Consider the following 14,415-nt stretch of genomic DNA (forward strand, 5'->3'; position numbering starts at 1 on the left):
CTTAGACATCGTCGCGTCAAACGGGAGCTGATCGCGACTAAAGGTCCAACAAGACCGAAAAAATGCAAGCGAAAAGCCGTACAGAGACTTTGGCGAGTTGGCGTACGGCTTTCTAGTTGGCACTATTAAGATTTAATCACTCGACCACCGCCATAAGACGGTCGCGCGGCCCATATCACATTTGTGGTATGGGTTTTTCAATATCCAAATCATAACATGGGTGTCTAGTCGGGTGCAGGGAACAAAATTCTCGTCGCGATGAGTCGTGAAAGGCTGATGGCACACCAAATCCACGAAACAGTTGCCTATTTCGTGGACCTGTGGCTTTAATGCCGATTCAATTACGTTTTAGCGTGATAACAATACATGTGCGTATCTGCGTCGCCGAAACTTATTAGGCGTCGACCACTTTAGGGACTATTCAGCAATGCATTAGCCTTTCGTCCACAGGCGCACAAGCTTCCTATGTCGCCATAGGGAACTCGACCCGGTGTCACTGGTTTGAACCCCACAGGGGCCCTTCAGTACCGGCACTCTGATACGAGAGATCCAGCGTTGCACAACAACCAAACGTGAGTCGCTGCGGCGCTGCGGGTCTGTCTCATTCGGTTTAACGAAGCTCTTCCGCTTCGCCATGAAGTGGTACAGGCGACTTGGCCTAAGCCGTCTACTCCTCCTGACGATGATGATAACGCGTCCGGCTACCCGTGACAAGACCAAACCCTATGAATGTTTTTTATAAATAAGCTGAAATCATGCGTTTAAGCTTGATGTATCAGACTTTTCGCGCTAAAAAATTGTTTTGGTTGGTGCAATTTTTTCGCAAAAAGTGTGAATTCCAACCAAGGCATTGCAATTGCGGTATAATCGATGCACCAAATCTTGGAGGTCATGCGATGCCCACTGCACAAGAAATTTTTGACGCGATCAAACAAGATCCAGCCAACGCTGAATTCACTAAAGCTGGGATCGAGCCGCTGTATCACGTTGAACCTGAAGCGACGATTTTGATCGTCAGCCAAGCACCGAGCCGCTCGGCACAACTGGCGAAAACTTATTGGCGTGATGCGTCAGGGGATCGTTTGCGAGAGTGGATGGGTGTCACTGCTGAAGAATTCTATGATTCTGGTAAAATCGGCGTGGTGCCGCTAGATTTCTATTATCCTGGCCGCGGGAAAAGTGGTGACTTGCCACCGCGCAAAGGTTTCGCCGAAAAGTGGCATCAACCAATCTTGCAATTGATGCCTCATGTGAAGTTGACGCTGTTGATCGGAATGTATGCCGTGAAATATTATTTGCCCAAACGCGAGCACACGTTGACGGAAACGGTCCGCAATTTTGAAGCCTACCAACCGTATTTTCCCTTGGTCCACCCTTCACCGTTAAACTATGGTTGGTTGCACAAAAATCCGTGGTTTCAACAAAGCGTGTTGCCTGAGTTACAACGCCAAGTGCGTGCAAATTTCTGATAACGATAACAGGTCGCAAATGCTTGCGCTTACATTGTCTCAACTTGTATCCTATAGCTAGGAGAAAGGCGGTGGGCGTATGGCACATTGGTATGATCAAGCAATCATTTATCAGATCTATCCCAAGTCATTTCAAGATTCAAATGGTGATGGCATCGGGGATCTTAATGGGATCAAACAGCGGATCCCATATTTAAAAGCATTGGGGATCAACACTGTGTGGTTGAATCCCGTGTTTGCCTCGCCTCAAGTTGATAACGGCTATGATGTCGCCAATTATTATACGATCGATCAAAGCCTCGGGACGATGGCGGACATGGAAGCGTTGATTCAGGCGTTGCACGACGCTGATATGCATTTGTTGTTGGATATCGCGTTGAATCACACGTCAGATCAACACCCTTGGTTTCAAGATGCGACGAGCTCAGTGAACTCAATTTATCGCGATTATTATATTTTCGCTGGTCACGATGGCAAAAAGCCGAATAACTGGGGAAGCTTTTTTGGTGGGTCGGTGTGGAGCCCAGACCCTACAGGGAGTGGTGCGTCATACTTCCACTTGTTTGATACGCATATGCCAGATCTCAACTGGGCGAATCCAGAACTCCGTCACGCGATGGAAGATGTGTGTGATTTCTGGTTAGCTAAAGGGATCGATGGCTTGCGTGCTGATGCCTTTATTCATATTGCCAAAGCTCCGCTAAATCAAAATTATCCCACTGCCACTGGCGACGATGAAGCAGTGGTGGCAGAAAGCTTTTTTGCTAATCTGCCGCAAGTAAAAACTTGGCTGCAGCCGTTTGTCACCCATTTGAAAACTGACTATCCAAATATGTTCTTATTGGGGGAAGCGGCCAGTGCCAGTGTTGAACTTGGCACGCGTTACACCGATCATTTAATGGATGCGGTGATCACCTTTCGGTATTTCACTGCTGACGCCACCCAGACGGATCCAGCGTTGCCACAAGCCTATCAGCCGTTGCCAATGGATTGGTTAGCCTTCAAGCAACAACAAGTGATTTGGCAGCAGACTTTGCCAAGTGCACCGATTTTATATTGGGGCAATCATGATATGGCGCGGGTGTACGGGCGCGTGGCGCATAGCGAACTTGCAGCTAAAAGTTTAGCGTTGTTGATGTATTTGCAACGAGGCTTGCCGATCATTTATTACGGTGAAGAACTCGGCATGCAGAATTTAACGTTTGAAACGGCTACGGACTTTGACGATCAAACTGTCGATACTTTTATGCAAGCGGCGCACAAACAAGGCCTCACAGCCGATGAAGCACTCGCGATGGTCAATGCGACCCATAAGCTACCTGCCCGAGGCCCAATGCTTTGGGATACGTCTGCTCATGCCGGTTTTTCAACGCAGACACCTTGGCTTGAAGGCCACAGTCACGCGACGGATACTGTGAGTGTTCAGCGCCAAGCACCTGATAGCATGTTGCACTTTTATCAACAAGTGCTGGCGTTGAAGCAGTTGCCGTTGTTTCAACAAGGGGATTATTTGCAACTGACCACTGATGATCAAAGTTATGTGTATCAACGTCAACTTGATGCGCAAACTGCAATCGTCGCGGTTGCGATCGGCACCCAAAAAACCACGTTAACCCTACCTGCAAGTGATTTTGAAGTGGCGCTAGCTTGTGGCGACTATCAACTCGATGGTGACCGCTTGACGTTAATGCCTGAAGCAGGAGTGGTATTGCGCAAAGGAGGAATTCATGAAACTTGAGGCCATCAGTCATCGTCCGCAGTCAGAAGACTGTTTTATGATTACTGCCAACACTGTCCGTCTGCGAGTCCATGCGGCAATCGATGACTTGCAACAGGTCACGGTGTTTTATGGTGATCCTTATGCAACGCAACCAGAATCTGCGCAGTGGCAAAGTTTCTCTAAGTCAATGACGAAAGTGGCCAAAGGTGAAGTCCATGACTATTGGCAAGCGGATGTAACAGTCCCTAATGCGCGTCTGCAGTATTGGTTTATTGTCTCAGATCATGCTGGTGGTCGTATGTTACTTGGCGATCGCGGCTTTCGCGCTGACACGCAAGCGATGCGTCAAGATCCAAATAATGCCTTTCATCTCCCGTATTTACATCCAGAAGGCCAAGTTGATGTGCCGCAATGGGTGACGCAAACGGTGTGGTATCAAATTTTCCCTGATCGTTTTGCCAATGGCGATGTGCAATTAGATCCGCCTTCAGTGCGGCCTTGGGATCCACAAGCTCATCCCAATCGCGAAGATTTCTTTGGTGGCGATTTGCAAGGGGTGATCGATCATTTAGATGATTTAGCAGCGCTTGGGATCAACGGCTTATATTTTTGCCCAGTGTTTAAAGCCAAGTCCAATCACAAATATGATACTTGCGATTATTTCCAAATCGATCCCGGCTTTGGGGATCTGGACTTATTTAAGCGGTTGGTCGCCGACGCGCATGCCCGCGGAATGCATGTGATGCTTGATGCGGTATTCAATCATATCGGGTATTTCTCACCGCAATGGCAAGATGTTTTAGAAAAAGGGCAACAGTCGCCATATGTTGATTGGTTTCACATTCACGAGTGGCCCCTGATCCCCTATCGCGATCCAAACCAAGGCGCTGGCCAACCGCAATATGAAACTTTTGCTTATGAATCGCAAATGCCGAAGCTCAACACAGAAAACCTTGAGGTGCAAGCATTTTTATTAAAAATCGCGACTTATTGGATCCAAGTCGCAGATATTGATGCTTGGCGGTTGGATGTGGCCAATGAAGTTGATCATCACTTTTGGCGAATGTTACGGCAAGCCGTGACAGCATTGAAGCCTGATGTTTATTTGGTGGGTGAAGTGTGGCACAATGCGCAACCTTGGTTGAATGGCGACGAATTTACTGGAGTGATGAATTATCCTTTCACCCAACAAATCGCCGATCACTTTTTAACTGGGGCAAGCACGGCAGCGCAAATGATCGCGCGGTTGTCCGATCAATTGATGCATTATCGCACAGCCACTAACACTGCGATGTTGAATCAACTGGATTCCCATGATACCCCACGCTTATTGACGCAAGCAGGCGGTGATATCAGCAAAATGTTGCAAGCCTTAGCCTTTATGTTCATTCAACCAGGGGCGCCATGTTTGTATTACGGCACGGAAATGGGGATGTTTGGCGATGACGATCCTGACGATCGCAAAGCAATGGACTGGGCACAACTTGGTGAATCCACGTGGCAAAAGGTCCATACCCTGGTCCAAATGCGTCGGCAATATTCTGAATTGTTAAGTCAAGGCATCCTGCAATATCACCTCACCGATCATGGGTTGATCAAAGTGACTCGCCAAACTTCGACCCAACAACTCACGGCATGGTTTAACACCACCAGCGCTTCTGTCGCGTTTAAACCCACAGGCCAGTGGCAACAAGGGGCGGCATTTGGTGAATTATCACCACATGGTTTTGTGATCACTGTTGAATAAGTTACGAACAGGCAAGTGCAAGCTTGCCTTTTTGTATGGGTTAAATTTCTGATAACGGTAACAGCCGCTCACCACTTGTAAAAGCGCTTTCCAGGCTGGTACGCTGGAGTAGTGAAAAGTGAAACGGAGTGAGTATAAATGAGTGTAAAACGATTATTTGATATCGATGCTTGGCTGGTGCCCACTCACCAGTTAGATCGAGAAAATAAACGCCTGCAAGAATCTTTGACGGCGATTGGGAATGGCTACATGGGCATGCGTGGGAACTTTGAAGAAGGCTATTCTGGCGACACCTTGTTAGGGACCTACTTAGCAGGGGTGTGGTTCCCAGATAAAACCCGCGTCGGCTGGTGGAAAAACGGCTATCCAGAATATTTTGGCAAAGCGATCAACGCCCCGAGTTTTATTAACTTAGGGATCACCATCAATGGTGAAAAACTCGACTTGGCTAAAAACGATTTCCGCGACTTCAACTTACAATTGGACTTGCATCAAGGACTGTTGACTCGCAGTTTCGTTTATGTTGGCGCGGATGTTGAAGTCGCCTTCAAATTTGAACGGTTCGTCTCAAACGCTATGCAACAAGCTGGCTTGATCAAGGTCGATGCCAAGGTGTTGAAAGGTAGCGCCCAGTTGACTTTTGACGCAGCGATCGATGGCAATGTCACCAACGAAGATGCCAATTTCGACGAACATTTCTGGATCCCGCAACATGAAGACGCAGATCTCGGATCGATCCAATTGGAAACTAAAGCCAATCCTTTCGGTGTGCCGCAGTTTACGGTATTGCTTAAACAAGCGCTGAAAGTTAATGGTGATGCGATCACTGGGTTGCGGGCAACGAGTGCTGGCCGTTTAGATGAAACCTTGAACTATGATTTAGCGCAAGGTGATACCCTCACCGTTGAAAAGCGCGTGATCGTCTTAACCAGCCGCGATGTTGAACCAGCCCAACAACCAGACCTTGCCGAAAAGCTGATGGCAGAACTATTGCCACAAAGCTTTGACGACGCCTTAGCTGCACACACTGCAGTTTGGACCAAGCGCTGGGCCCAATCAGATGTGGTGATCGACGGCGACGCTGCGGCGCAACAAGGCATTCGTTTCAGCATTGCGCAACTGTTTATGACCTATTACGGCGAAGACACGCGCTTAAACATTGGTCCTAAAGGCTTCACCGGTGAAAAATATGGTGGTGCCACTTATTGGGACACTGAAGCTTACGTGGTGCCAATGTATTTAGCCGTGACGCCACCGCATGTTACTCGGGCTTTGTTGCAATATCGGCATGATCAATTGCCAGGTGCTTATCACAACGCCCAACAACAAGGATTAGCCGGGGCGTTGTTCCCAATGGTGACCTTCAACGGCATTGAATGCCACAACGAATGGGAGATCACGTTTGAAGAACTCCACCGTAACTCTGATATTGCTTTTGCCATTAAGCAATACACCGACTACACCGGCGATGAATCATATGTTAACGGCGATGGCATCGACGTGTTAGTTGGCGTTGCCCGCTTTTGGGCAGATCGGGTCCATTTTTCCAAACGTCATGGGCAATATATGATCCATGGTGTCACTGGCCCTAACGAATATGAAAACAACGTCAACAACAACTGGTTTACCAACACCATGGCAGCTTGGGAGTTGCAATACACCCTTGAACGCCTACCAAAAGCTGATGTTGATAAAGTGAGTGCGCTGGCTGTTACTGACGACGAAAAGGCCCATTGGCAAGATATTGTTGATCGGATGTATTATCCAGAAGATAAAGATTTAGGGATCTTTGTGCAACACGATACGTTCTTGGATAAAGACTTGCGGCCAGCTAGTTCGATCCCAGCAGATCAACGCCCACTGAATCAACACTGGTCATGGGATAAGATCTTGCGGTCACCATTCATCAAACAAGCTGACGTGTTGCAAGGCATTTACTTCTTGAATGATCGCTTCACCCGCGAGCAAAAAGAAGCGAACTTTGACTTCTATGAACCGATGACAGTGCATGAATCGTCACTGTCTGCTTCAATTCACGCGATTTTAGCTGCAGAATTGGGCAAAGAAGAAAAAGCGGTCGAACTTTACGCACGGACTGCACGTCTAGACCTTGATGATTACAACAACGACACTGAAGATGGGCTCCACATCACGTCGATGTCTGGTGGTTGGTTAGCGATCGTCCAAGGCTTTGCCGGGATGCGTTACACCAATGGTCAACTAAGCTTTAAGCCGTTCGTACCAAAAGGTTGGACCCATTATAGCTTCACCTTGAATTATCGCGGCCGGTTGATCGCCGTTGATGTTGCAGATGACACCACGTTGAAGCTGGTGTCAGGTGATCCGATCGATGTCTTAGTCAACAACGAAACTGTCCATTTAAGTTAGGAGAGGTTGCATGCTCAAAGGATTGATTTTTGATTTAGATGGCGTGATCGCAGATACGGCACGCTTTCATTTACAAGCGTGGAACCAATTGGCCAAACGCCTTGATATCGTGTTGCCACCAGAGGCCAACGACGCGCTACGTGGGCGTTCACGGCTGGACTCACTGAATTTGATCTTAAGCTATGGCAACAAAGTCGATGCCTATTCAGACGACGAAAAAGCCGCTTTTGCCAAAAGCAAAAACGACTTATACCTCGAATTGATTCAAACGCTGACGCCTGAAGATATTTTACCAGGCATTGCGCAATTGTTACGGGATGCCAAAGCCCAAGGGTTGCATATGAGTATCGCGTCAGCGTCAAAAAACGCCCCGACGATCTTGCAACATTTGCAACTAAGCGACGCTTTTGATGCGATCGTGGATCCCGCAAAACTTCATCGCGGCAAGCCAGATCCAGAAATTTTTGAACTGGCCCAACAAGCGTTGCACCTTAACGCCGATGAAGTGATCAGCTTTGAAGACGCGTCAGCTGGGGTGCAAGCGATTAAAGCAGCGAACCAATTTGCTGTCGGGATCGGGGATGCCAAAGTGTTGCATCAAGCTGATTACATTGTGCCAAGTACAGCAGACTTATCACTTGATGCAATTCGCCAAGCATTTGACGCTTAATGTCAAAACCTTTAAGGAGGTGGGGTCTATGGCTTAATAAAGTTTGCCTTGACCCAGGCCAACAGCGGTTGGTCTAATGCCACCATCGGCACGAACAAGCAAGTGCTTAATACGATCAAAAGCAATGGGCTAAACCAAGCACCGATCGCAAAGCCGATGAAGACAAGTAATAAATTAGCGAACAGCGTTAATTTGTTCGCCGCAAACCCACCGATGGCCAAACGCCAGTAATCACGGTATTGGAAGGTGAAATTGGCATTGATCATCCACACGGCAGTTTGCAATAGCAATAATACCAAGGCGATGACAAATAACAGCGGGATCAACACGTATAACCAAGGCGCCCGTTCGTCTAAGACCCCTTGGCTATAGGCCCACAGTGGCAAACAAAAGAGCCATGTTGGCAACCACAAACGCAAGGCTTCACTACCGTTTTGGCGTAAGAAGCGCCAAGCATCAACGTACAAACCGGGTGTTTGCGTGTGAAGAAAGTGTCCAGCAACTGCGATCACTGCCGTAGCCACTGGTCCAACTGGCAACAAAAACAACCAAACCAAGATAACTTTCAACCAACTGATCTTCAAAAAAAGCAACGCTGCCAACAACGGCGCTTCGATCGTGATGGTGAATAAACCTAAAATCGTGATCGGGTAAAGCCAATTGACAATGTTTTGTGCCAGTGGGGTTTTGGATTGATGTTTGGACATAGGGACCTCCGAGAGTTTGTTAGTTTTATTTTAGCATAGACGATTTGTGAAAAGGCGCCAGAAACGTATTACGTCACGCTTTGTTGTCGCATTATAGATTAATAATATTCTGTTGGGTTAATATTTTGTAGGATCAAATTTCTGATAGCGGTAACAGCCGATTTTTAGGCGTTTAGCACTTGTGTGTTACCCGTCGGCCGGATATGATAATAAATGTAAGCGCTTCGTAAGAGAGGATGAGAAAGATGTTAGGGACAAAGCATAAGTTAGTGAAAAGCGTTGTTGTCGGGGCTGCACTGCTTGGTGGTGCAATGACAATGACCGCCTGCTCCAGCAGTTCTAGTAGCTCAAGTAAAACGACTACGGTTGATTTCTACAACATGAAGGTTGAATTTAAAGATCAACTCAATGCCGCAGCTGCCACTTATAACAAGACGCACAAAGGTGTTAAGGTCAAGGTCACTTCCGTTGGTGGTGGGACTGATTACCAAACCGCTTTGAAAGCTAAGATGCAATCTGGTAAGACACCAGATATCTTCGCTTTGGAAGGCCCACAACAACTGCAGACTTACAAGAAGTATCTGTCTGATGTTTCTTCCGGCAAAGCCATCAAGAAAGCTTTGCCTGGCACCTTAAACACCGTGAAGTCTGGCAGCCAAGTCTTAGGCTATCCAGTGTTACAAGAAGCCATCGGGATCGTTTATAACAAGACCATTTTCCAAAAGGCTGGTATCGATGCTTCTAAGATCACCACGATGGCTGCTTATGAAAATGCCTTGCAGACCTTAAACGACAAGAAGTCTGAATTAGGTATTGAAGCTGCCACTGCCTTTCCAATGAAGGAATGGTGGGTCATTGGCCAACATGCCGTTGATCCATTCTTATCTCAAGAATTCAATGGTTCTGTGACTAAGGCTTACAACGCTAAGACCATTTCTTGGAAGAACTCTGATTACTTCAAGCAATATATCGATGCGACAACCAAGTACTCTGCACAACCCGTTCAATCCATGGATTACTCCACGCAAATTGAAAAGTTGTTCTCCACTGGCAAAGTGGCGATGGCAGAACAAGGGACTTGGGTATACCCAACCATCGAATCTGTTGACAAGAACCTCGCCAAAAACATTGGCATTATCCCAATTCCTGTTAACAACGAATCTGCTGGCAAATTGCCAGTTGGTGTGACCCAATGGTGGGCTGTTAACAAACAAGCTGACACTAAGACTCAAAAGGCTTCTCGTGACTTCTTGGATTGGTTGTTCACTTCTAAAGAAGGTAAGAACATTGTCTTGACGAAACTCAAAGTCGTGCCTGCATATTCTGGCTTTGACTCTTCCAAGATCTCTGATCCTTTAGGTAAAGATGCCTACTCTTATATCAGCGACAAGAAGACCCAAGGCTTAGTCTTCGGTGGGTTTGCCACTGACTGGGCTCAAAACGGCATGGCACCAGAATTACAAAAGTATGTGGCTGGCAAAGAAAGCTGGAACACTGCGATCAAGAATTCTGAAGCTGCCTGGAAGACAGCACGTGCTGGTCAGTAAGCTTTGATGATGGAGGGAGAGGAGACATTCTCTCCTTCTTGTTTTTCCAAATTTGATTTAGGTGCGGGATGCCGCATCTCGCCATTATTTGTTCCATCAGTCCCATGTGCGCATCGACGTGCACAAGGCAGCCAATTGGCAGATGCACGTAGATGTTAGACGATATTTTCAAGGGGGTTACGTGATGTCCAAGAAAAAAACCTGGTTTTACCTATTTTCGGCACCAGTTTTGATCGCATTGTTCTTAGTGGTACTGTTGCCATTCTTTTATGGGATCTTTTATTCCTTCACCAACTGGGATGGGGTTTCTCAAAGTGCCTTTGTCGGGATCTCAAACTACATTAACGCGTTAAAAGACCCGACGTACTTGGCATCACTGTGGTTCACCATTAAATTCTCAGTGATCGCCATTGTGTTGATCAATGTGATCGGCTTAGGCCTGGCGGTGTTAGTCACCAACAAGTTTAAAGGTGCCAACATTTTGCGGACGATCTTCTTTATGCCGAACTTGATCGGTGGGTTGATCTTAGGGTTCATTTGGCAATTTATCTTTGTTGAAGCCTTCTCCGCATTCGGGAAATTAACCGGTATCCCAGGCCTTGGCAGCTGGCTTGCCACCACTAACACCGGCTTTTGGGCTTTGGTGATCGTGATGGTTTGGCAATATTCCGGCTACATCATGGTGATCTACATCTCTTATTTACAAGGGATCGATCAATCATTGCTGGAAGCTGCTGACTTGGACGGTGCCACCGCGATGCAAAAGTTCTGGCAGATCAAGTTCCCATTGATTATGCCAGGGTTTACGGTTTCCTTGTTTATGACCTTGTCCAACTGCTTCAAGTTGTACGATCAAAACTTGTCATTAACGGCAGGTGGCCCTTACAACTCGACGCAAATGGTCGCGATGAACATTTACAACACCGCGTTTTCCATGAATAAAATGGGGTTTGCCCAAGCTAAGGCTGTGATCTTCTTCGTCTTCGTGGCGATCATTTCCTTGACGCAAGTTTACCTCACGTCTAGAAAGGAGATCGAAGCCTAATGCATGCAGAAAAAAATACCAAAAAAATTTGGATGATCATTGTCGGCTGTATTTTAGGCTTGATCTGGATCTCCCCGTTTTATCTGATGTTGACCAACTCCTTTAAAACGAAAAAGGAATTGTTCAGTGACACCTTAGGGTTGCCGACGCATTTAAACTTCGCCAACTATGTCAATTCTGCTAAAGACTTGAACATTGTCTCCACGTTTATGAACTCGTTGGTGATCACCGTCGTATCTGTAGCGATCATTATCTTCTTTTCCGCGTTGGCTGCTTATGCGATCCAACGGACGAAAAGCAAGTGGAGCGGCTTCTTCTACATGTTGTTCGTTGCCGCAATGTTAGTCCCATTCCAATCCGTTATGATCCCTTTGGTTTCCGTGTTCGGGCGCGTCAACATGTTGAATCGTCCAGGGTTGGTGTTCATGTACTTGGGCTTTGGTGCCAGCATGTCAGTGTTCTTATATAACGGCGCGATGAAAGGGATCCCGCAAGCCCTTGATGAAGCGGCAATCATTGATGGTGCGAGTCGCTGGCAGATCTTCTCCAAAGTGATCTTCCCAATGTTGCAACCAACCACTGTGACAGTGGCGTTGCTGAATGTGATGTGGATCTGGAACGATTACCTGCTGCCAAGTTTGGTCATCAACCAACCAGGTTCACAAACCATTCCACTGACGATGTTTGATTTCTTTGGGCAATTCACCAAGCAGTGGCACTTAGCCATGGCTGGGTTGACCATTGCGATCATTCCAGTGATCATTTTCTACTTCGTGATGCAAAAGCAGATCATTGCTGGGGTTTCCGAAGGTGCGGTCAAGTAATATCCCAATGGGTCAAGGCTATGAAGGCCTTGGCCTATTTTGTTAGGAGGATAATATGTCACAATGGACTGTTGAAACAAGCGATGCGACGAAGGTCGTGCAAAACGGGAATACCTTTTTGATCGCGAACGGTTATCTAGGGTATCGCGGCACGTTAGAGGAAATGTCTGCTAAAGATTTCGTCGCGGTGAATTTGTTAGGCGTCTATGACAAACACGGGGATGCATGGCGTGAACCGGTGAATGCGCCAGATCCGCTTCATTTGACGTTATCAGTGAATGGTGAGCAGTTGACCGATGAAACGCCGAAGCTCGCACACCGTCAATGGTTGGATCTCAAAGCCGCGGTGCATCATCGCCAAACCACTTTTGAACTTGGTGGGGTGCAAGTCACGTTAACGACAGAACGCTTTGCTAGTGCCGCAGATGAACATTTACTTGCTGGAAAAGTTTCTGTGCAAGTTGATCGACCAGCAGAAGTCGTGATCGATCATGCCATTGATCCAAAAGTGTGGGATCTCAACGGCCCGCACTTCGTAGACGAGAAGCCGATCACTGATGGGATCTTGTTGACGACTGGTGAAGGAGATCTTGTCGCGGTCACCCAACGTGTTGACGCGCTGCAGTGGCGATCTTCAGGAACGCGACTAAGCACTGAAGCAAAGCCAGGCGTGACTTACACTTATACGGTTCAAGCCTTGGTGTACACCAGCTTAGATGTCCCAGCTGAACGCTTAGTCTCAACGATCACGCAAGGTCTTCACGAAACCGACTACCAAGACCAACTCGCTGAACACAAAGCGACTTGGGCAAAGCGCTGGGATCGCAGTAATGTGCAGATCACAGGGGATAATGACGCTGACTTAGCATTACGCTATAGCTTGTATCAACTTCAAAGCATTGCACCGCATCACTTGGATCTGTCGATCCCAGCCCGCGGGTTGTCGGGACAAACTTATAAAGGGGCCTTTTTCTGGGATACGGAAATGTTTATGTTGCCGTTTTTCTTAAGAACCGATCCTGAAGTTGCACGGCGATTGTTGAATTATCGCATCAACACGTTGCCTCAAGCATTGAAAAAAGCCCAGCACTATGGCTATCAAGGCGCCTTTTATGCGTGGGAAAGCCAAGCAGATGGTCGCGATGCCACCAGCGATTACAATGTCACTGATGTGTTCACTGGGCGGCCGATGCGGACCTATTTTAAAGATAAGCAGATCCATATTTCTGCAGCAGTGGCCATGGCGCTGTGGTCGAGTTATCAACTCACTGGCGATGTGAGGTTGCTGACGGATGGTGGGTTGCAAGTCTTGATCGAATGTGCGAAATTCTATTATTCGAGAAGCTATTGGTCCCCGTTGAAACACCGCTTTGAATTGTTAGATGTCCTCGGCCCAGATGAATATCACGAACGTGTCAACAACAATGCCTACACCAATCGCGCGGCGTTAGCGACAGTGCAAGCGGCCCTTGAAGGCGTTGTTGTGGTGGCAAAAGCTGATCCTGAACGCCTTAAAGAAATTCAACAACAAGTTGATTGGGGGACTTGGCAAGCGCGGCTCAGCGATTATGTGGTTGATTTATACATTCCTGAACCTGATGCAGATGGCGTGATCCCGCAATTTGATGGCTATCGCGATTTGGAAAATGTTTTCGTGCCGGCAGTGCGCGACCGCTTGTTAAAGCCCAACGAATATTGGGGCGGGGCGTATGGCGTTGCCAGCGATACCCAAGTGATCAAACAAGCAGATGTGGTGTTGTTACTGAAGCAATTCCAGAACGATTACACCACGGAACAGAAATTGTTGAATTGGCAATATTATGAACCGCGCACCGAACACGGTTCCACGCTTTCGGCATCGACTTATGCGTTAGTAGCTTGTGAAATCGGTAAAGCAGACTGGGCTTATCCCTTCTTTATGCAATCAGCGACAGTTGATTTAACGGGAAAATCCAAACAATTTGCCGGTGGTGTGTATATCGGTGGCACCCATCCCGCAGCTAACGGCGGGGCTTGGATGGATGTGGTGCAAGGCTTTTGCGGGTTGCAAGAAGTTGATGGGCGCCCGACTGTTGCGAGTCACTTGCCAAGTCACTGGCAATCGGTCAGCTTTAAAGTGTGTGTCCGCGGGCGGTGGTATCAAGCACAAGTCACGCAAGATACCGCGACGATTCAGCCGATGTAAAAAAGATGCTGTTTGCAATGAGTGCATGATGTGAACCCATTAGGTTGGACAATTAAATAACTTGGTTATGCAGCCTCTTGAAGGGCAAGTTGTCGATATGCAATCGGTGACTT

The 14,415-nt window shown here is 47.5% G+C and carries 10 protein-coding genes; 9 read left to right on the forward strand and 1 reads right to left on the reverse strand.

The genetic code is table 11. The features are described from left to right. The first annotated feature begins 896 nt into the window (after positions 1 to 896). The 5 genes from EKM92_RS10840 (at position 897) to pgmB (ending at position 7,994) form a co-directional block, all read left to right on the forward strand. Positions 897 to 1,469 carry a uracil-DNA glycosylase family protein gene (locus EKM92_RS10840; protein WP_125710688.1) on the forward strand — a complete coding sequence of 191 codons (573 nt, stop codon included), beginning with the start codon at positions 897 to 899 and terminating at the stop codon, positions 1,467 to 1,469. Between the two features lie 79 nt (positions 1,470 to 1,548). Beyond that, on the forward strand, positions 1,549 to 3,207 hold the full coding sequence (locus EKM92_RS10845) for an alpha-glucosidase (RefSeq protein ID WP_125710690.1): 1,659 nt from the start codon (positions 1,549 to 1,551) through the stop codon (positions 3,205 to 3,207). After that, positions 3,197 to 4,936 carry a glycoside hydrolase family 13 protein gene (locus tag EKM92_RS10850; protein WP_125710692.1) on the forward strand — a complete coding sequence of 580 codons (1,740 nt, stop codon included), beginning with the start codon at positions 3,197 to 3,199 and terminating at the stop codon, positions 4,934 to 4,936. The genes EKM92_RS10845 and EKM92_RS10850 overlap by 11 nt, the downstream gene beginning before the upstream one ends. 138 nt (positions 4,937 to 5,074) lie before the next feature. Continuing rightward, positions 5,075 to 7,324 (forward strand): glycoside hydrolase family 65 protein, encoded by a 2,250-nt coding sequence (locus EKM92_RS10855; RefSeq protein WP_125710694.1) that lies wholly within the window; start codon positions 5,075 to 5,077, stop codon positions 7,322 to 7,324. Positions 7,325 to 7,334: 10 nt separating this feature from the next. Then, a complete protein-coding gene (gene pgmB, locus EKM92_RS10860) occupies positions 7,335 to 7,994 on the forward strand; it encodes a beta-phosphoglucomutase (RefSeq protein WP_125710696.1) in 660 nt (219 codons plus the stop codon). A 26-nt stretch (positions 7,995 to 8,020) separates the two neighbouring features. Here the strand turns inward: pgmB and EKM92_RS10865 are convergent, their stop codons facing one another. After that, the gene (locus tag EKM92_RS10865; RefSeq protein WP_125710698.1) at positions 8,021 to 8,701 is read right to left on the reverse strand and encodes a hypothetical protein; all 681 of its coding nucleotides are present in this window, start codon (positions 8,699 to 8,701) and stop codon (positions 8,021 to 8,023) included. 245 nt (positions 8,702 to 8,946) lie between these two features. On the opposite strand from EKM92_RS10865, the gene EKM92_RS10870 reads away from it, so the two are divergent. The 4 genes from EKM92_RS10870 (at position 8,947) to EKM92_RS10885 (ending at position 14,302) form a co-directional block, all read left to right on the forward strand. Further along, positions 8,947 to 10,248: an ABC transporter substrate-binding protein gene (locus EKM92_RS10870; RefSeq protein WP_164509979.1), complete on the forward strand. Its 1,302-nt coding sequence runs from the start codon at positions 8,947 to 8,949 to the stop codon at positions 10,246 to 10,248. Between the two features lie 184 nt (positions 10,249 to 10,432). Continuing rightward, positions 10,433 to 11,293, forward strand: a complete 861-nt coding sequence (locus tag EKM92_RS10875; RefSeq protein ID WP_125710703.1) for a carbohydrate ABC transporter permease — start codon at positions 10,433 to 10,435, stop codon at positions 11,291 to 11,293. Continuing rightward, a complete protein-coding gene (locus EKM92_RS10880; protein WP_125710705.1) occupies positions 11,293 to 12,117 on the forward strand; it encodes a carbohydrate ABC transporter permease in 825 nt (274 codons plus the stop codon). Before EKM92_RS10875 ends, EKM92_RS10880 begins: the two co-directional genes overlap by 1 nt. 55 nt (positions 12,118 to 12,172) lie before the next feature. After that, the gene (locus tag EKM92_RS10885; RefSeq protein WP_125710707.1) at positions 12,173 to 14,302 is read left to right on the forward strand and encodes a glycosyl hydrolase family 65 domain-containing protein; all 2,130 of its coding nucleotides are present in this window, start codon (positions 12,173 to 12,175) and stop codon (positions 14,300 to 14,302) included. The last annotated feature ends 113 nt before the right edge of the window (positions 14,303 to 14,415 follow it).

Origin of the sequence: Lacticaseibacillus porcinae (genome assembly GCF_003946305.1) — a bacterium.
GTDB lineage: Bacteria > Bacillota > Bacilli > Lactobacillales > Lactobacillaceae > Lacticaseibacillus > Lacticaseibacillus porcinae.

Bases quoted from the DNA above. Each gene is read 5' to 3' on its own strand.
- EKM92_RS10870 (WP_164509979.1), top strand. From the start codon at position 8,947: ATGTTAGGGACAAAGCATAAGTTAGTGAAAAGCGTTGTTGTCGGGGCT.
- EKM92_RS10880 (WP_125710705.1), top strand. From the start codon at position 11,293: ATGCATGCAGAAAAAAATACCAAAAAAATTTGGATGATCATTGTCGGC.
- EKM92_RS10850 (WP_125710692.1), top strand. From the start codon at position 3,197: ATGAAACTTGAGGCCATCAGTCATCGTCCGCAGTCAGAAGACTGTTTT.
- pgmB (WP_125710696.1), top strand. From the start codon at position 7,335: ATGCTCAAAGGATTGATTTTTGATTTAGATGGCGTGATCGCAGATACG.
- EKM92_RS10855 (WP_125710694.1), top strand. From the start codon at position 5,075: ATGAGTGTAAAACGATTATTTGATATCGATGCTTGGCTGGTGCCCACT.
- EKM92_RS10885 (WP_125710707.1), top strand. From the start codon at position 12,173: ATGTCACAATGGACTGTTGAAACAAGCGATGCGACGAAGGTCGTGCAA.
- EKM92_RS10840 (WP_125710688.1), top strand. From the start codon at position 897: ATGCCCACTGCACAAGAAATTTTTGACGCGATCAAACAAGATCCAGCC.
- EKM92_RS10845 (WP_125710690.1), top strand. From the start codon at position 1,549: ATGGCACATTGGTATGATCAAGCAATCATTTATCAGATCTATCCCAAG.
- EKM92_RS10875 (WP_125710703.1), top strand. From the start codon at position 10,433: ATGTCCAAGAAAAAAACCTGGTTTTACCTATTTTCGGCACCAGTTTTG.
- EKM92_RS10865 (WP_125710698.1), bottom strand. From the start codon at position 8,701: ATGTCCAAACATCAATCCAAAACCCCACTGGCACAAAACATTGTCAAT.